The organism is Methylophilus sp. Leaf416 (assembly GCF_001424665.1).
Taxonomy (GTDB): Bacteria; Pseudomonadota; Gammaproteobacteria; order Burkholderiales; family Methylophilaceae; genus Methylophilus.
Genome location: NZ_LMQS01000002.1, coordinates 431,149 through 449,878 on the forward strand (window position 1 = coordinate 431,149; position 18,730 = coordinate 449,878).

Below are 18,730 nucleotides of genomic sequence, written 5' to 3' on the forward strand. Positions count from 1 at the left end.
TGTAAACTGAAATATTCAGCCTAAAATAAAAAAAGAGACTTGTTTAAAGTCTCTTTTTTTTGCCTTTTATTACCCTTTGAAAAACAACACTTACAACGGCATCAGCAAACCAGTCCAAGATCATTGGAATAGCTCACTGAAAATAAATTTTTGCCAAAAAGTAAAACATAAAAAAATGCCTCGCATTTCTGCAAGGCATTTTTATAATTGAGTATCAACAGAATTTCTTAATTGATCATCAATTTAGAGAAACTCTACTTAACACCATAGCTGATATCTACACGACGATCAATTTTGTGGCAGTGTTCATCAGGGCAATCGCGGCTTGCGAATTCATTCCCGTAACTTAATGTCTCCAGTTGCGCATTCTTTACCCCTTGAGCAGCAAATGCATTTTTCACAGCCACAGCCCGGCGCATCCCAAGATCTTTGTTGTACTCAGGCGTACCTCTTTCATCTGAATGACCTTGTAGTGAAATCTTGCTTTGTGGATGATTTAGCAGATACTTGGCATGTACTGCAATCAGGTTTTTATATTTGGGATTGAGGTTATCGCTGTTGTAATCAAAATATACCTGGCGGTTTGAAAGATAAGCACCATATATTTTGTATGCCCTGCCATCATCTTTCTCGCCTACAGCATGCTCTGCAGCAGTTTCCTGTTTTGAGGTTGGATTAGCAGTATGTGATAAATCCGTTGGGGTGCTTTTACAAGCGGTTAAAACAAATGCAAGTGCAACGATTTTCCAAGTGTATGCTTTCATGATTTCTCCTGTTTTCTGCAAACTTATGAACTAGCGATGTTTTTACATAGCCGTTAGTTTGTTAATAACCAGCGTAGTGCTCACTAGGATAGAGGCTTTCTTCGTATCAACAGCATCAGACTAACCATTTATCAGATAAACATTTATCGGAAAACTTCTCTAAACTGTGTAGGAATTTGCCTGCTTGGTAAAAGTTTGATGAATGCCAAAGAATAATCAATTACAAATACTTTCAGGAAGTCGGCTATCAACCAGAACACGTAATGATAAAAACTGCCCGGATCATCACTTGATTGATGGACGTAAAAAAGCCCAGTGTTACTGGGCTTTTAATTAAGCAATGCATCACTGCTTATATGCTGGAAGATTATTCCGGCTTGATATTCGCTGCTTGCTCGCCTTTAGCGCCAACCACGATATCAAATGATACACGTTGACCTTCATTGAGGCTTCTAAAGCCGCCATCTGAAGAAATAGCTGAGAAGTGTGCAAACAAATCTGCACCACCATTATCTGGAGTGATAAAACCAAAACCTTTAGCGTCGTTAAACCATTTTACATTGCCTATAGCCATGTTAATTCCTTTGAAAATAAAAATAAGGCATTTGCCTGAAGTTAGGCGAGAAACAAGACTAGGAATGAAAAAGAAAAGAAACTTATGAAAGAAACTAAACTGATAAAAACTAAAGGACTTGCAATTCACCGCCCATCCACTATGGGCTAATGCTCCAAATATAGCAAGGTTTATTTAAGCATTTCATTCATTTGATGAGTCGCTACTTATTTAATCGACACTTTTAATCCAGTGATAATAGCAATAAAAGAGAGGCACGGTATTCAATCACACAGGCGCAATGAGGTTCAGCTCAATATAACACTTCGAAATACTTGGCCTTTAGAATGCCCTTAATCCTCAGTCAAATCATTAGGGACCACTAATGATTTATCTCAATATATTCATGATACTTCCTCATAAAATCCAGATATATACAGATCTGTATATTTATTGAATAAATTATATTGAAATAATCAGAGGATGATATGAAAAAAATATCCATGCTTGCTGCCACAACGTTTTTTTGTTTAAGCAACTTTGCAGGTGCCGCAGACAACATTGAGCGTATGAGTGCCACAACAATGAAGTCTTTTACTCCTGAGAATATTGAATGGAAAGATGAGCCCATTCTGCCGAAGGGAGCTAAAAGCGCTATTGTGGTTGGAGACCCAACGAAAAAAGGTGTTTTTATAGCCTGGTTAAAATTTCCTGCAAACTATCCAATTCCACCACACACGCATCCATTTACCGAGGTCGTCACGGTACTCAGTGGTCAGTTAGGAAATGGTATGGGGCCTAAACTCGATAAATCAAAAGGTGAGGTATTAAATGCAGGTTCTAGTTTTGTACTCCCTACAGGTCACACTCATTATGTGTGGACTACGGACAAAGAAACCATTGTTGAGTTGATTGCTACCGGCCCTTGGGATATAAAATACACAAATCCGAGTGATGACCCTAGAAAGACGGGCTCGAAGAAGTAACCATGATCCTTAGCAGATGGGGCACTATCCAATTTGCTCCTCTGCAAGGTGAATCATTGAGTTGCATTGCCATTGACTCACCTTCCTCTTAACTTCTATACCCACTAAGCCAATATACCCGCTAATCATTGCGCCGGGATAAGCTGGCGTATCAGCCAAGCCCTGATTAATTGACCGTGGTTGAAGGCGCACGCTATGGTGAGAGCTTAAAGTGGCAAGTTGGTGAGTTGCTGAAAGACAGTGGCAATTCTTTTGACCGAGATTTCTGCATATTAACAATGGTAATGTGAGCACCACCTTGAGTGGCGGCAGTAATAACTCGGTGCAGATCCTCAGCAGATATATTATTTTTGTTTAAAGTAAATCCAAGGCCTGCTTTAGCGATCCTGATTAATGCTCATGGGATTGACCTTATTAACCTAAGAGAATACTTATCTCACCTGCCTACTCTCATAGGGTAGTAAAGGCTAGTGAGCCGTTTATTAGTTGCTTTAGACTAGAACCTAGACGCATCGAATAATGCTCACGATAATCTCGCTATTTCTTAAGAACTAGCGGTTAGCGCACATAGAGGCAAATGATTCCAACTTTAATACCTTTCAATTCGATAGATACTAAAATAAAAAGACCCTGACATAGGACTTGAGTTATCTCATGGTGACAGTAACCTGCCAACCTAACAATCAAACCTGAGCATCAACGCTAATTACTCCCGCCTGAATCAATCTGAACGATCACACCAAGCCAACATAACGGCCAACAATTACCACCTGAATTATCGTTGTATCAGAACAATCCTGATTGCTTGGTTGTGCCTCTAAGCGAATGACTATTAGCAGGATTTTAGGCAGCGATCAGTGCACTCCCCCTCTCCGGCGGTGAGTTTACGAATGTGTTTCACAACAGAACATATAGGTGCTTTTTCCCACTGCAATAAATATCACTCCCCACGAACAGTTAAGTTCATAATGCAAGAGAGCGCGGCTTTAAATCTCATTAAAACCAGGTGATGGAAAATTTCGTAATGTATTGAAACAAAATAAGCCTCAATCAGGCTTTGATTCAATCTAACCCATGAAATTATATGAAGAATTAGCAAATTCGATCGCTCAATCAATTTATGAGGGCGTGCTTAGTCGCGGGGATAAATTACCTTCAGTACGTCAAACATGCAAAAGTAGAAATGTCAGTTCCTCAACAGTTTTTCGGGCTTACTATTTACTTGAGGCCAGAGGGCTCATTAGTGCTCATGAGCGTTCCGGTTATTTTGTGACTGCAGGCAACACGACTGGCAGCCCATCAGCCCCTGATCCATCATTTTCTGTTAACCCTGAGTGTAAACATGTCGATGTGAGTGAGCTCGTATTTGAAGTCCTCGAATCCATCAGAGCGCGTAATGTGGTGCCTCTCGGTTCAGCATTTCCAAGCCCTTTGTTATTTCCATGTAATAAGTTGGCTCAAGCGATGGCATCGTCTGTCAAGACCATGGATCGTTGGCACAGTGTCGACAATCTAAGTCCGGGTGATCTTAATCTGCGCAGGCAGATTGCACTTCGATACATGATTGATGGGCTTCATATTCAAACGGATGAGATCGTTGTCACCAATGGTGCGCTTGAAGCATTGAATTTATGTTTAATGGCCGTTACCCGGCCTGGCGACACGGTTCTGATTGAATCGCCCACATTTTACGGAGCCCTCCAGTCCATTGAGAGAATCGGTCTAAAAGCCATCGAAATTCCCAGCCATCCAAGAGATGGTATCGATTTAGAAGCAATGGAAAAAGCTTTGCAACTACACAAACCAAAAGCTTGTTGGTTGATGACCAACTTTCAAAACCCTTCGGGAAGCTTACTATCTGACGAAAAGAAAAAGGCCTTGGTTGAATTGCTGTGCCGGTATCAAGTGCCCTTGATTGAAGATGACGTATACGGCGAGCTGTATTTTGGAAACAAGCGGCCGGCACCGGCAAAAGCTTTTGATACTGAAGGATTGGGGATGCACTGCTCTTCCTTTTCAAAATGTCTGGCGCCAGGATATCGGATTGGCTGGGTGGCCACAGGCCAATTCTCTAAAGCCATCGAACGACTTAAATTAACCACAACGCTATCTGCCTCAGTGCCAGCGCAAGTGGCGTTGGCAAAGTATCTTCAGAAAGGTGGTTATGACAAACACCTTCGTAGTTTAAGGCACTCCTTATTACTCAATCAAATCAATTTTATTAAAGCGATAGAAAGGTATTTTCCCGCTGGAACCAGGTTAACTCCACCGCAAGGAGGGTATTTTTTATGGGTGAAACTACCAGATGGTGTAAATGCATTAGCAGTACATCGGATAGCACTTACAAACGGGATAAGCATTGCGCCAGGCCCAATCTTCTCCGCGCAAAAAAAATTCACTGATTATATTCGCCTGAACTACGGTCATATCTGGGATGCAAGTATCGAAGTTTCACTTGCTACCTTAGGTAATATTATCCGCGACCTCACTCCATCTCATTAGCTTGCTCATTCTCTGGTGCGCTTTTTATATAGCCATCTGATTCTGTTTTTTACGATCAGATAGCTTTAATGTTAATGCCTGTCAGATTAACTAAGGTTTTAATCAAACCCTTTTTAATCAGTTGGTTAATGGAACCACTACAAGGTATTGATATGAATGCTCCCGCTATCATTCGAATTGATAAGTTAAGAAACAAAAGATTTGAAGACTTGGCCAATAACAGCCCAACAATCATTTGGATGTCTGATAAGTCGGGATTAACAATATTCATTAACAAGCGATGGATGGAGATCACAGGCCAGCACGTTAATGATGCACTAGGTTACGGTTGGCTTGAAATGGTTCACCCGGATGACCGTGAGGTAATGGGCTCCACTTTTTTAAAAGCAAAAGAGGCCGAGCACGTTTTCTTTGGCAAGTATAGGCTTAAGCAAGCTGACGGCGATTACCGTTGGGTTTCAGATACAGGTTCACCCAGGATCGATAACGATGGCAATTACCTTGGCTATATCGGTGGAGTTATTGACATACATGATGGAAAAACCGCTCAAGAAGCACTCTTTTTGAGTAATGAGCGTTTTGAAGCCGCCATCGAAGCGATTGAAGGGGTGATGTGGATTAGTGATGCGCATGGAAATTTTATTGACAAGCAATCTGACTGGGAGAACCTGACCGGTCAAACATTTGAAGAATATCGTGGTTTGGGCTGGGCCAAACACATGCATCCCGATGATATCGACCTGTTTCTTGCAACTGCCTATCAATCAATCAGTATTGGCGAGTCATTGAATGCGGAACACCGGTTGAAAAATAAAGAAGGCGAATATAGAAACTATTCCGTAAGGGCGAATGCTGTTAAAAATAACGATGGCACTATCAGGGAATGGGTGGGTGTGCATACTGACATCACTGAAATTCGAAGGAATGAAGCTCGAATTTTGCATTTTGCAACCCATGATTCACTGACAAATTTACCTAATCGCACCCTGTTAGAAGATCACATACGACATCTTATTCTTCAACGTGACTCCGCAGTGCACGCTATTCTGATCATGGATATGAATCGCTTTAAAGTGATCAACGATACATTAGGGCATTCTGTAGGAGATCAAACGCTGATCGAGGTTGGTAATTTACTGAGCGCTCAAATTGGAGAAGGCGACTCTATCGCCAGAGTGGGGGGTGATGAGTTTGCCATCGTTTTACAGAACGTTAAAACCCAAGATAATGCAAGCAAAATTGGATCAAAGATTCTTGATTTTCTTTCCCATCCAATCGTCGTGGGTCAACATGAACTCATTCTGAATGCCAGCATCGGCATTGCAATGTATCCGGAAAATGGTGCAGATGCGACCACACTTCTCAGACATGCTGATTTGGCCATGTACAAAGCGAAGATGATGGGAGGTAATGCCCTCCAGTTTTACGATCACGGTACATTCATCAAAAATGAAGAAAGGTTTTTGTTAGAAAGAGACCTCAGACGCGCTCTTCAAAATAATGAATTCTTTTTAAATTATCAACCAAAAATCAACACCAGAACCATGGAAGTAGAAGGCGTGGAAGCGCTCATAAGATGGCAACATCCTAAGCTCGGCCTGATTCCACCAAATGATTTTATATCGTTGGCCGAAGAAATCGGCCTCATCAGACAAATTGGGGAATGGGTGACTCTTGAGGCAGGCGCGCAATTGAAAAAATGGCGTCTCGAAGGCATTACAAATCTCAAAATAGCAATAAATGTATCGGTAGTTGAACTCTTGAATCCATTGTTCCTGCAGACGCTCAAAAAGAATATTGCTGAGATGTCCCTGGACCCTCATCAATTTGAACTTGAGATAACCGAAAGTCGCTTGATGGAAAACATCCAGTTTTATGAAGTGTTATTGAATGACATCAAAAGCCTCGGTTTTACCTTATCTATTGATGATTTTGGAACTGGTTACTCATGTTTGAGCTATTTAAAGAGATTACCAATTGAGATCCTTAAAATTGACAAGTCTTTCATCCAGGATATAACCATTGATAAGGACGATGCTGCCATCGTATCCGCCACAATCAGTATGGCTCAAAAAATGGGCTTAGCTATTATTGCTGAAGGCGTAGAAACTAAAGAGCAAGTTGAATTCCTTCAAGAGAATGGTTGTACAGGCATGCAGGGATATTATTTTAGCAAACCACTTTCCGCAGCAAAAATCCCGGAATTTGTTAAACAGTTTCATCATGCATTGGCTCAATGAATTCACTTAAAAATTCACTAATCCTGAACCAATATTTAAATTGAAATAAATTAATTAATTAAATTATAAAATTTACATAAAACTTTAATTATTAATATTCCTCTCATTATCTAGGGGCTGAATGCTTTCTTTTGCACTTCAAGAATATTTAGTTATCTGTTTTGGTAAATCTTACTGGAAGGAACACGTGCAATGATGATTAAGAATGGCAACGTAACAGATTTAAGTCATAGAAGACAAAATGAGGAACTCATCTTCGATAAGGCAAGTATTTGCAACGCCATCGAAAATAATCAGTTTGCATTATATTACCAACCTCAAATTGACTTACCTACTGGGAGAGTGGTGGGGTTTGAAGGGCTTCTGCGATGGCAGCATCCCAAGCATGGAATAAAACTACCAGAAGCCTTCATTCCAGCAGCCGAGCAAACAGGCCAAATTGGGCAGCTAACTCATATAGCGATTGATACGGGGTTCAAATTCATTGAAAAGCTGGATCCGGAATTATCATTTTCTCTTAATATTTCAGACTGCAGCATTAAAGATAAGCATCTAGTCGATACGCTAGATAGCTCTTGCCATGCGTTTCATATAGATCCACATCGAATCGTTTTAGAGTTCACTGAAACTGCCTCTTTAGAAAACCCTGCTCATGCAGAAGATATTCTTACCCAATTAAATACCAATGGTTTTCGATCGGGTATTGATGATTCAGTGGCAGGCCATTATTCATTGACGCAACTGGAAAAAATGCATTTTTCAGAGCTGAAAATTGATAAATCACTTGTGGCAACGATGGAATTCTCTTCAAAATCCCGGAAATCTATTATTTCAACCATCGAACTGGCAGATAGCTTAGGTATTGCCACGATTGCAGAAGGTATTGAGACCAACCTAGAAGCCATAGGCCTGCGGGAATTAGGATGCCAATTGGGTCAAGGGTATTATTTTGCAAAGCCAATGGATGAAGTTAATACATTGAAGTGGCTTGAAGACTGGAATAAAAGTCTTAGGCTTCCAACCTAAGTATAAGGACTCACATATTTAAGGGGTCTCTCGATGAATAGGACTGCCGTTGTACAGGCGGTCTCTAATTACTTAGCAATGGCTCAAAGTGTTCAAGTACGAGGGTGCAGGTGGATGAGTTTAGAGAAAAGTGAATAATCGCGACTCAACGATACATTTACAGAGCAATCTTAATGGTTATTGTTGTTCATTTTTGAAATGCAAAAGTCAATAAATTGCCTACGCGTGTTGGAATTTTCGTGCGCTCTGAGTAATACATGTATATCCCTAATCTAGGCACCCAACCATCCGGCATGAGTTGTATCAATTCGCCCTCCCTCAATTCTTTCTTGATCAGGTATTCGCTTAGCTGCCCAATACCGATACCACGTTTAACTGCCTCAATTTCTGCCTCAATATTATTAAATCTCGCTACAGAGGGCACATGGATGTAATTTACCTCTCCATTTACATTGATTTCCCAAGGTAATTCCTTACCAGTTTGAGGATGTAAAAAACCGGTGCATCGATGTCCTTGAATGTCATTCAAATCGAGAGGCATTCCATATTTTTCAATATATTTTGGCGATGCACAAATGACGGAAACAATGTCCCCCAGTTTTCTGGAAATGACATTTTTATCTGGTGACTGCCCAGTTCGAAATCCAACATCGATTCTCAGAGTGACGATGTCTACGAATTCATCGCTAAGCATCAGGTCAAAGTGAACATCTGTATTTAATGACTGAAACTCATCGATCAAAGGCACCAGGATCCGATTGCCAAAAGCAAGCGGTGCAGCAAGTCTAATGATCCCATCCATGCCTTGCTTACTTTCTTCGAGACCAACGATTGCGTCTGTTAAAAGCTGCATTCCCTGATTGGCATTTTGAAATAGTTTCTCACCGTCTTCTGTCAGGCTTAAATGCCTGGTTGAGCGATGGAGTAATTTCAACCCAAGATGCATCTCGAGCTGTTTAACGGCTTTACTGACCGCTTGTGGAGATACGCCCTGATCAATAGCTGCCTTTCTAAAACTCATCGCATTTGCTACTGCCAGAAACATAGTTAAGGGTCTGATCATCCGCATATAAACAACTTATAGTTGATAATAAAACAATTATATTGAATATTTTTTTACTTTTGAATAGTAATTATGATGGCCTCCATGTTCTGCATGTCGCGGTTCATTTAGTTAAAGGAGATTGTCATGAGCACACATTCAAAAGTATGGTTTATTACTGGCGCATCAAGAGGTTTTGGTGCCTTAATCGCAAAAGATGCACTGGAACGTGGCGATAAAGTCATTGCAACTGCTCGCAATCCAAAAACAGTCATTGATGCATTGGGTAATCACCCAAACCTCCTCGCTTTAAAACTTGACGTTACAAATGAGGCTGCCTCCATCCAGGCGGCTAAAGCTGCGATTGCCCAATTCTCACAAATTGACATTCTTGTGAATAACGCCGGCTATGGTTTGCTGGGGGCCGTTGAAGAGTCTGGAGATCAAGAAGTAAAAGATCTATTCAATACCAATGTATTTGGTTTGCTCAATGTGACTCGCGCTGTATTGCCATACATGCGCAACCAGAGCAGCGGTCACATCATTAACATTTCATCGATTGGTGGGTATGCCTCTTATCCTGGATGGGGAGCATATTGCGCTACCAAGTTTGCAGTGGAGGCTTTGACCGAGTCGCTGACCTATGAACTTGAGCCATTTGGCATCAAGGCTACAACATTAGAACCAGGCTTCTTCCGTACAGATTTCCTAGATAGTACATCCCTGGTTTCCACCGAGAAGTCGTTTCCGGAATATGCGGAAACAGTGGGAGCAATGCGTGAGTTTGCTGCATCAGCTAATCATGCACAACCAGGCGATCCTGCTAAGTTATCCAAGGCGATTTTGAAATTAGTTGACAGCCAAAATCCTCCTTTGAGATTGCCACTGGGTTCAGACACTGTTCACAAGATCATTGAAAAAAATCAATTTGTGCAGAAGGAACTGGACGCTTGGAAAGAACTGGCTGTTTCTACTGACTATGTTTAACAGGTATCTCCAGCACCAGGTTGCTGGAGATCAGTTTCAACCGGGAATTCACAAACCCTGCTAATCATTATGAAAGGATTAATCATGAAAAAGAAACTAAGTCTGGTTGCATTTATATATGCAAAACCTGAATACCAAGATGAGGTGGCTACAAAACTTAAATCTCTGATTGATCTTAGTAGATCAGAAGCAGGATGTATTAATTATGCCCTTCACCGATCGTCGGATGATCCTAACGTATTTGTTATGTACGAAAACTGGCATGACCGTAGCGATCTAGATCAACATTTCAAAATGCCATATATGCAGGAAATAATGAAAATCTTGCCTAAAATGTTACGTGCGCCTTTAGTGATGCATTACCTTGATATGTTATCTAATCCCAGAGCCAGCAGTTGACAAAGCTGAGCCCAAAAATTTCTAACGGGACAACGTCATATCAGTAATGACTTATGTTTAGCTATGGCTCAAGACGTTTCTTAAAACACATGAAGGCAAATCTTGATTTCACAGGGTAAATTAGCGGCAGTTTATGTCGATAATAAAGTTAGAGAGGTTCATGTTTTGAAAAAGATAGAACTCTGTTTTCAACCATGGACTTTAATAGGCCTATCATTTGTATCAGGATAAATTATGACAAGTATCATTGCTGGAACCATGGGCCTAGGCAGGACAACTTCTTCAAACACATCTGGCGGCGCGAGCGCTGCAGCAAAAGTGGCAGCATTAATGAAGAAGATAACTGAATTACAAAAGCAGGCTTCTGAACTAAAAGGCTCGCCTGAAGAAGTCTCAAAACAATCAAAACTCATCCAAGACCAGATTAAGTTGATTCAAATGCAAATTCAACAAATTATGGCTCAAGAAGGCAAGAAAAACCAAGAATCACAAACTAAACCAAAATCTGATGAAGGTAACAATACGGCCACCTCTAATGTTTTTAAATTTGGGCCAGGCAATATTGTGGATGTTGCAGTTTAGGAAACAGGTCGTAATAGCCTGCCACCAGTTCTGATGGTACTTAAAGCTGATGCTTTCCCCCATTAAAATCTAAGACCACTGCGACTAGTCGCCACTAAGCAGCTTCCGCCTGGATAAATTCTAACGCCTACGCCAAGCCAAATAACGGCCAACGATTGCTACGGAGACATGGTATTAGCCAGCCCCTGATTACTTGGTTATTGCTGAAGACTTGCGTAAATGGGCACCCTCCTCAAGAACTCATAGTCAAAGGTCTTTTCTCTTAAAACTGAATAATCTAAAATAATATTTTCGCAAGCATAATTATCACGATATTTATATAAAAGGATGTCGTTATGAAGATATGCAAAATAAGAGGATTGAAATCGGCAGGTAAAATTGACCACCCAGTAATATTGTTATGCGACCATTGCTATGAAGCTGATGCACAACGCGGTGATAATGCCCAGATAGTAAGTTACAACGACTACACTTCGGATTATGATGTGAGCTGTGAAATTTGTTATAAAACTCTTGAAGAAGAACGTGAAGAGGTAACTTAAACTCAACCTTGATATCAAACAATAGACTCAAATTGAGATTTAGCTGTTGAAATGCCGACTTAGGCTAAATGAAGTTTATATCTCACTTAGATAAAAGTAACCGGTCCGACAATCAAAATAATCGTATTATTTATTAAGGCATGGTGAAATGAAGTTTGTTTTATATACAAGTGCATTGGATCAATCTAAATACGACCCATCAATAGTGAGCGACATCATCAGGCATGCTCGCAAACAAAACGTTAAACATAGCATCACTGGCGTGCTTTTGTTCGATGGGAGTACATTTACGCAATATATTGAAGGTCAAGCTGATGGCGTAGATAGATTGATGGAAAAAATATTGCTAGATGAACGACACAACAGAGTTTTTATAATCACGGTTGGTGCGACTCAAACACGTTTATACGATAAATGGGAATTAGGCTATATTGATCTAACCAGCCAGGCCTCTGATCCAAAAAATATCATTTCAAAAAAAGATCTGAACGTAAAAGCTTTTCATAAATTGATTGATAGGTTTGTTGTAGGGTAAATCGAAACCTCACTAAAGACCGAAGGCCTAACCTTAAGTCTTTCATCTTGAACTGCTCGCTTAAATAATCGAATGTGATTATCTACCCAGTTCTAAGATTTAAAAGTCGTTCCGACATATAAAGTAGTGAATAAAAAAAAGGATGTGCGTAAACATATCCTTGAAACACCTTTCGAAAAATCTCAAGGTGCCATCATGAATCACAATCAAGTAGCTACATTAAACTTTCATGCTTTAAAAAATCATCAGGTACAGGCTGATTGAAGCGTCAGATTATAAAATCTTCTGCATAGTTTCGACTGGGTCAATTTCTCGGTTATTTCAAATCATGTAATAGAAAGCTCATCCTAAGATGAACTTTCGTTATTATTATTCCTCTATTTTTAAAGTCTAAATCTCGGGAATTGCGTTATGCCAACGTCCATACGAGTATGTTCTCATTGCCTTACTCTAGTAAGAGAAAATGTTTACAACAGTGATTTCTGGGGTAATTTCGTATTAATTCTTTCGCCTTTACTTGTTTTATCGATATTAATTCTTTGGATATATAAGAAATGAGTAAAGTTAATGGGTCGACTCATGGCCAACGTAAAGCCCCATTGATTTCTGCCGGCATGCTGCTTGGAATTGGACTGGGAGGATTTATAGATGGAATCGTGTTTCATCAAATCCTTCAGATACATAGCATGCTCTCGAATAAAATCCCTGTCACAGACTTAGTGTCTGCAAAAATCAACATGACTTGGGATGGCTATTTTCATGCTGCAGTGTGGATAATGACGCTAGTCGGTGTTCATCTTTTGTTTAAGGCTGGCAAGAGAAATGATGTGCGTTGGTCTGGCAAGGTATTATCTGGATCAATGCTTGCTGGATGGGGCGCTTTCAATATTACGGAAGGTATTATTGATCATCAAATCCTGAATATTCATCATGTAATGGAATATGTGGGTGACAAATTGCCATATGACCTGGCGTTTCTAGCTTCGGGTATCAGTCTAATCTTAATCGGGTTAATTTTAATAAAAGATTGATCTTGACGGTTTATTAACAGTCTGCCGCGGTCATTTCCTACATTGAATCATCTGTCGTCAGACAGTGACCTAGGAGATTTATGCTTTTCCTGAAAATATTTTTATTTATAGCACTTATTGCTTCAATCATCTGGGCTGTCGCTGATCCTGGCTATGATTCCATATCGTCAATCATCATAATTGTTGGCTCTCTATTAGCTATTCGAGTGAATGAACGGGCTCAAAAAGACAAGCACAACTATGAACCTTGATTAATAGAGCTATTTTTTACAGGGATGGCTTAATTATTTTAAGCCATTCAGATAATGAATACCCCAAATTACGGAGTTTGCCTTAGCGACAGAAAGTATGACCGGAGTTTGATTTGCTTCTTCATTGATTGCAGCAGATCGGACTACTATGCTGAAGTCAGCTGAGCACTTTTCCCAAAATGCATTGCGAAAACAAACAGAATCTTAATCTAACTCTGAACTCCGCATACTGCAATTCTTACATTAAATTCAGATTTTATTGGTTATGTTTTTAACGCTACTCCAGTATCCTTTCGGCTCACTGCTCATGATTTAACTAATTCGAATGTAAGTGTGAGAGGCTTGTTAGTTAACATGCGATTGCATCATCACCGCACTATTCTATTTAATATTAAATTATTTACACTGATTTTGGGGCCTGTGGTAAAACATACGGAGACATCCCACAAGGAAGACTTATTATGATTCTTCAGGAGTTCCCTCTTCCTAAAAAGAACTATGACGCGCTTATCAATTCAGATAAACGATTCGAGATACTTGTCACTTCCATTAGTGACTATGCTATTTACCTGCTTAATCCAGATGGACAAATCGTCAGCTGGAATACAGGCGCTGAAAGGTTCAAAGGCTACAAAGCAAATGAGGTCATCGGTAAACACTTTTCAATGTTTATGTCACGGGAAGATCGTGATGCGGGATTAGCTAACAACATATTGGATCAGGCAGCAGCCAATGGGCGGTTCGAAGCAGAAGGCTGGCGCATCCGCAAGGATGGATCAGGTTTCTGGGCAAATATCGTGGTGGATGCCATCTACAATAATACCCACGAATTAATTGGTTTTGCCAAAATAACCAGAGACATAAGCGAACGCAAGGCGGCACACGAAAGCCTGCTTGAGAGTGAGCGTAGGTTTAGATATCTAGTCGAAGGCGTTACAGACTATGCCATTTATATGCTCTCGCCCGAAGGTATTGTAACAAACTGGAATTCAGGGGCTCAACGCATAAAAGGTTATTTAGCAGATGAGGTAATCGGGACTCATTTTTCTAGGTTCATGAGAGAGGAAGACCGCGCAGATGGTATGCCGGAGAGATCTCTTCGAATAGCCAGGGAGGATGGGCGTTTTGAAAATGAAGGATGGCGTGTTCGCAAGGACGGCTCTTTATTTCTGGCGCATATCATTATTGACGCGATACACAACAACGCCGGTGAATTGATAGGCTTTGCGAAAATCACACGGGATATAACAGAGAAGAAAATTGCCGAAGAAAATCTGGCCAAAGTTAATGCTGCTTTGTTCCAGGCACAAAAAATGGATGCTATTGGCAACCTGACGGGTGGCGTAGCCCACGACTTTAACAATTTGCTCTCCATTATTTCTAATGGGCTAGATATACTTGCCCACTCTAACCCCAATCCTAAGCAACATAAGCTATTGGAAACCATGAAACGCGCCGTTTCGCGTGGTTCAAAGTTAACTCAACAGTTACTGAGCTTTGCCCGGCAGCAACCTTTGAAGCCTGAGCCTCACGATGTCAATCAACTGATCAGTACATTTGAGTTAATGCTAAGACGCGCAGTTGGTTCGAACACTCATATCAACTTAGATGTAAACGGAACCCCTTTACCGATTCTGGTTGACAGTACAAGCTTTGAAGCAAGCTTGTTAAATTTGGTGGTCAACGCGAAGGACTCGATGCCTGATGGCGGACAAATCCGTATCATTTCTAGAAAACGTGTTGTAGCTAAGAATGAGATTGAAGACTTGCCTGAAGGTCTTTATGTAGAAGTGAATGTTACAGATACTGGCAATGGCATTCCCAAAGAAAACATTCAACAAGTATTGGAGCCTTTTTTTACTACCAAGGAAGTCGGCAAGGGCTCAGGCTTGGGCCTCAGTCAGGTATTTGGCTTTGTAAAACAATCAGAGGGAGGTCTTCACATCAAGAGCGAAATGAACATCGGAACCTCTGTCAGTATGCTTTTTCCTGCCGTGGAAGACGAAACTATTTTGACAGGTGCAGTCGAAGAAAGTGGCGATACAGTGCTGGTGGTTGAAGACGATCCAGACGTATTGTGGGCTACCTCTCAAATTTTCAGTATGCTGGGCTATGAGGTCTATGAAGCTTCGAGTGGGGAAGCAGCATTAGAAATCTTGCGTAGTGGTAAAAAAGTTAGCCTAGTATTCACGGACGTATTAATGCCAGGTGGCATAAATGGTATTCAACTAGGGCGAACTTTGCGAGATTTAAATCCACATATTCAAATTGTCCTCGCATCAGGGTATCCACTTCCAGCACTTAAAAAAGAGCATGGTGATTTAGATGAGTTTCAATTCCTCAATAAGCCCTATGATCTTGTAGATATTGAGAGAGTTATCAGTAGCACGACCTCTGGAAATCATCCAGCTGCCTAGGCAGTTTTGAATGCCAGTAATCGGGTAATAGAGTTCATTATTAAATGTATAACTGTCTACCTCAACGGCAATCCCAGCTGCTGGAAAGTATATGAAAACTCCAATCCGCCTAAGTGACTTTATCATTCAAAACATGGAAGTGATCTTGGAAGATTGGGAGGAGTTTGCAAGGACCATTAATCCTCCCGCCTTAACAATGGATAGCAAATCACTCCGAGATCATGCGGAATTGATGTTAACTGCCATTGCAAAAGACTTAGATAAGCCTCAAACACAAAAAGAGCAATCGGATAAATCTAGAGATTTGGCTCCCAGAAATCCAAATATGACTCCTGCAGAAAAACATGCAGAGTCTAGGTTACTGTCAGGCTTTAATATCGGGCAATGATTTTCTGAATATAGAGCATTGCGTGCAAGTGTTTTACATCTATGGCATGAGAGTTCTAATGAACGTCTAGTTAGTAATCCGGAAGATATAACACGTTTCAACGAGGCGATTGACCAAGCAATTGCCGAATCACTATCGCGTTATTCTAAATTGCTCAAAACTTCGCAAGACATGTTCTTGGCAATTTTAGGCCATGACCTTCGCAACCCATTATCAACTACAAGCATGTCTGCAATTGCGGTAATGCGTTTCGAGAATGTTAGCGATAAGATCGTTTCCACGGCCACAAGAATTTATAACAGCTCGCAACGGATGAGTAAGCTGATTAATGACCTTATGGACTATACACGTACCCAGCCAGGTAAAAAGCTTCCTGTGGATTTGAAGCCCTCAAATCTGGCTAAAATTTGTGCTGATATTGTTGAAGAGCAGCAAATTGCGAATCCGGAACACTCGATTGTGTTGTCAATGGAAGGTACCTTTGACGGTAAGTGGGATGACCAGCGCATTGCTCAGGTATTGTCTAACTTGTTAGGAAATGCGATTCAATACGGCGTAATAGTCCAGCCTAAGAATGCTTATATTGGTGTTAGTTCTTTTTGGTCTAAATAAGCAATCAAACGATCTGCACGTTCGGTGAGTTTGTCGGCGGGTTCATCTGGGGGGTATATGATTGTCTGGTAACGCTTTTTAAAGGCTGGATATAAATCAGGCTGATGCAATCTAGCAATAATCAGCACTCCCAATGCCGATGAGTAACCATCAAATACTGGAATATTAAAACGGGTCGGGTTATTCTCGTCCAGCACTTGATACAAAGGCAATAATTCTTCAGGACTAGTGAGGGCGGTCAGCATGGGATACAGGTCATCAAAAATAAAAGCTTTGAGCGTTGCCAGTGCATTTTCTACCTCCTCTTCATGCTGGCAAGGGATATAAGCATGCCAGTCTTGCTTAATTTGTTGATATCCTACGTGAAACTCTACTGCACGCTGATTAAGCTCTTCAGCGTCCTCAGGGCTATCAGCCATAAAATGCGTGTAGATTTTTTTAATATGCAGAAAACCCATCATTCCTGAAGGTACAATCCGGTTTTCACCACCAATACGGATTACTTGGCAGCCAATATCAGTAAAAGTATCCCCCTTCCAGCGGCAGAGACTGCTTCCACCTAAGACGCCTTTCTCCAGCACAAAACCTTCTGGACTCAGCCATTCAGCTAATGATACGTCTATAATTTTATTTAGTTTTTTTAATGGAATTACAGTCATTTACGGATATGTCCTTTTCAGAAGACCATTGGGCGAGTTCACATACACATTTACCTTAGGGCTAAGATTTAATAATAACAGCTCAAAACAAAAAAGACCCAAGGCGTTAACCTTGAGTCTCTCTATAAATGGTGGCCCCTCTGTGAGTCGAACACAGCACCAACGGATTATGAGTCCACAACGTTGATGCACTATGTCTTCCATTACACAACAATACATACACTTAGATAACGTTGCGCAACTAAGTAGACTTGTCATCTAACTATAGCGTTGAACTTTAGTTGTACCTCTGTAACGCTCAAATTAAGGGCGGGCGAAGCCCGTCCGCTTGAATGCCTTGTTATGCATTAGTGAATCACCGCCATAACAAGAGATAGGCCGAAGAACCCCCAACCTAAATACTTAAATGTTGTAGCGAACAACTTGTAGTTCGTTTCATTATTCCTCTGATCGTAGTGATCTACCACAACAGATAGCATCACCAAGCACGCACAGATAATAGCCCCATACATTATCCATGCTGGGACGTCATGTAGGTGAACTCCTTTTGAGCGCTTGCCTGGGACATACAGGTCGTTTAGCCACACGCCATAACTGCCATACGCGAAAAGCAATACGGAAAATATGAAGTTTGTGACGCGCTCGCCAGCTGGAATGTGATTCGGTGTGTGCGGACTAGTCATAACGTTTAAATTAAGGGGCTGGCGACACCAGTAGATCAACCCTAGTTATTAATAATTGCTCATCGAGAGTGCTCTAGCCAGTCCCGCTTGAATGAAGGGTTAGAGTTTAGCCGCATGGAGAAAAAATCTTATGAAGATATTCTTTTTCATCGGGTTGGTTTAAAAAATATTCCTGACTAAAGAATTTAATGGTTTCAGAATTTACTGGAATTTTTCCGTTAACAATAATGCGATAGCCGTTTTCAAAATCCCATGTACTTTCGATTTTATTTACTTCCAATTTCGTTTCTTTGTGTATTCTCCAACCCCGTTCCAATGGTTTTTCATCTATGCCGAAAAAATTTATAGAGCCTCTATTAAAGTCAGCAAGAGAAATGAATGCATCAGCATTCAATTTGGCACACTGTGTTTGATTAAATCCATCTATGTCGGTCAATTTAAACTTCTTCGGAATGGAGCAACCTAACATACAGGCTATTATATTTATTAATAATAAAGCTTTTAGGAACTGGTAAGTGTTCATACTCACTC

At 40.7% G+C, this 18,730-nt stretch carries 18 protein-coding genes; 13 read left to right on the plus strand and 5 right to left on the minus strand.

Annotation, left to right across the window (positions count from 1 at the left end; genetic code table 11):
- Positions 1-254 precede the first annotated feature (254 nt).
- Positions 255-764 (minus strand): OmpA family protein, encoded by a 510-nt coding sequence (locus ASG34_RS06910; RefSeq protein ID WP_055828507.1) that lies wholly within the window; start codon positions 762-764, stop codon positions 255-257.
- Positions 765-1,131: 367 nt separating this feature from the next.
- Positions 1,132-1,338 (minus strand): cold-shock protein, encoded by a 207-nt coding sequence (locus ASG34_RS06915; RefSeq protein ID WP_055828509.1) that lies wholly within the window; start codon positions 1,336-1,338, stop codon positions 1,132-1,134.
- 467 nt (positions 1,339-1,805) lie between these two features.
- Between ASG34_RS06915 and ASG34_RS06920 the strand changes: the two genes are divergently transcribed.
- The 4 genes from ASG34_RS06920 to ASG34_RS06935 all read left to right on the plus strand — a co-directional run bounded on the left by ASG34_RS06920 (position 1,806) and on the right by ASG34_RS06935 (position 8,071).
- The gene (locus ASG34_RS06920; RefSeq protein WP_055828512.1) at positions 1,806-2,303 is read left to right on the plus strand and encodes a cupin domain-containing protein; all 498 of its coding nucleotides are present in this window, start codon (positions 1,806-1,808) and stop codon (positions 2,301-2,303) included.
- 1,074 nt (positions 2,304-3,377) lie between these two features.
- A complete protein-coding gene (locus tag ASG34_RS06925; protein ID WP_055828515.1) occupies positions 3,378-4,805 on the plus strand; it encodes an aminotransferase-like domain-containing protein in 1,428 nt (475 codons plus the stop codon).
- Between the two features lie 128 nt (positions 4,806-4,933).
- Complete coding sequence (locus tag ASG34_RS06930; protein ID WP_055828517.1) at positions 4,934-7,045, plus strand: sensor domain-containing protein; 2,112 nt, start codon at positions 4,934-4,936, stop codon at positions 7,043-7,045.
- Between the two features lie 192 nt (positions 7,046-7,237).
- Positions 7,238-8,071, plus strand: a complete 834-nt coding sequence (locus ASG34_RS06935; RefSeq protein ID WP_055828520.1) for an EAL domain-containing protein — start codon at positions 7,238-7,240, stop codon at positions 8,069-8,071.
- 187 nt (positions 8,072-8,258) lie between these two features.
- Here ASG34_RS06935 and ASG34_RS06940 read toward each other — a convergent pair whose 3' ends face one another.
- Positions 8,259-9,116 carry a LysR family transcriptional regulator gene (locus tag ASG34_RS06940; protein WP_235559696.1) on the minus strand — a complete coding sequence of 286 codons (858 nt, stop codon included), beginning with the start codon at positions 9,114-9,116 and terminating at the stop codon, positions 8,259-8,261.
- 144 nt (positions 9,117-9,260) lie between these two features.
- On the opposite strand from ASG34_RS06940, the gene ASG34_RS06945 reads away from it, so the two are divergent.
- The 9 genes from ASG34_RS06945 (at position 9,261) to ASG34_RS06985 (ending at position 16,857) form a co-directional block, all read left to right on the plus strand.
- A complete protein-coding gene (locus ASG34_RS06945) occupies positions 9,261-10,100 on the plus strand; it encodes an oxidoreductase (RefSeq protein WP_055828523.1) in 840 nt (279 codons plus the stop codon).
- A gap of 84 nt (positions 10,101-10,184) precedes the next feature.
- Positions 10,185-10,499 carry a putative quinol monooxygenase gene (locus ASG34_RS06950; RefSeq protein ID WP_055828526.1) on the plus strand — a complete coding sequence of 105 codons (315 nt, stop codon included), beginning with the start codon at positions 10,185-10,187 and terminating at the stop codon, positions 10,497-10,499.
- A gap of 234 nt (positions 10,500-10,733) precedes the next feature.
- Positions 10,734-11,081: a FlxA-like family protein gene (locus ASG34_RS06955; protein ID WP_055828528.1), complete on the plus strand. Its 348-nt coding sequence runs from the start codon at positions 10,734-10,736 to the stop codon at positions 11,079-11,081.
- Positions 11,082-11,416: 335 nt separating this feature from the next.
- Positions 11,417-11,623 (plus strand): hypothetical protein, encoded by a 207-nt coding sequence (locus ASG34_RS06960; RefSeq protein WP_055828532.1) that lies wholly within the window; start codon positions 11,417-11,419, stop codon positions 11,621-11,623.
- Between the two features lie 148 nt (positions 11,624-11,771).
- The gene (locus ASG34_RS06965; protein ID WP_055828536.1) at positions 11,772-12,158 is read left to right on the plus strand and encodes a BLUF domain-containing protein; all 387 of its coding nucleotides are present in this window, start codon (positions 11,772-11,774) and stop codon (positions 12,156-12,158) included.
- A 554-nt stretch (positions 12,159-12,712) separates the two neighbouring features.
- On the plus strand, positions 12,713-13,189 hold the full coding sequence (locus ASG34_RS06970; RefSeq protein ID WP_055828537.1) for a DUF2243 domain-containing protein: 477 nt from the start codon (positions 12,713-12,715) through the stop codon (positions 13,187-13,189).
- A 712-nt stretch (positions 13,190-13,901) separates the two neighbouring features.
- The gene (locus ASG34_RS06975; RefSeq protein WP_082504828.1) at positions 13,902-15,857 is read left to right on the plus strand and encodes a hybrid sensor histidine kinase/response regulator; all 1,956 of its coding nucleotides are present in this window, start codon (positions 13,902-13,904) and stop codon (positions 15,855-15,857) included.
- A gap of 91 nt (positions 15,858-15,948) precedes the next feature.
- A complete protein-coding gene (locus tag ASG34_RS06980; RefSeq protein ID WP_055828540.1) occupies positions 15,949-16,245 on the plus strand; it encodes a hypothetical protein in 297 nt (98 codons plus the stop codon).
- Positions 16,246-16,263: 18 nt separating this feature from the next.
- A complete protein-coding gene (locus ASG34_RS06985) occupies positions 16,264-16,857 on the plus strand; it encodes a sensor histidine kinase (RefSeq protein WP_082523820.1) in 594 nt (197 codons plus the stop codon).
- Here ASG34_RS06985 and ASG34_RS06990 read toward each other — a convergent pair.
- Positions 16,824-17,516 (minus strand): hypothetical protein, encoded by a 693-nt coding sequence (locus tag ASG34_RS06990; protein ID WP_055828547.1) that lies wholly within the window; start codon positions 17,514-17,516, stop codon positions 16,824-16,826. The genes ASG34_RS06985 and ASG34_RS06990 overlap by 34 nt on opposite strands.
- Positions 17,517-18,305: 789 nt before the next feature.
- On the minus strand, positions 18,306-18,722 hold the full coding sequence (locus ASG34_RS07000) for a hypothetical protein (protein ID WP_156376462.1): 417 nt from the start codon (positions 18,720-18,722) through the stop codon (positions 18,306-18,308).
- Positions 18,723-18,730: the final 8 nt, after the last annotated feature.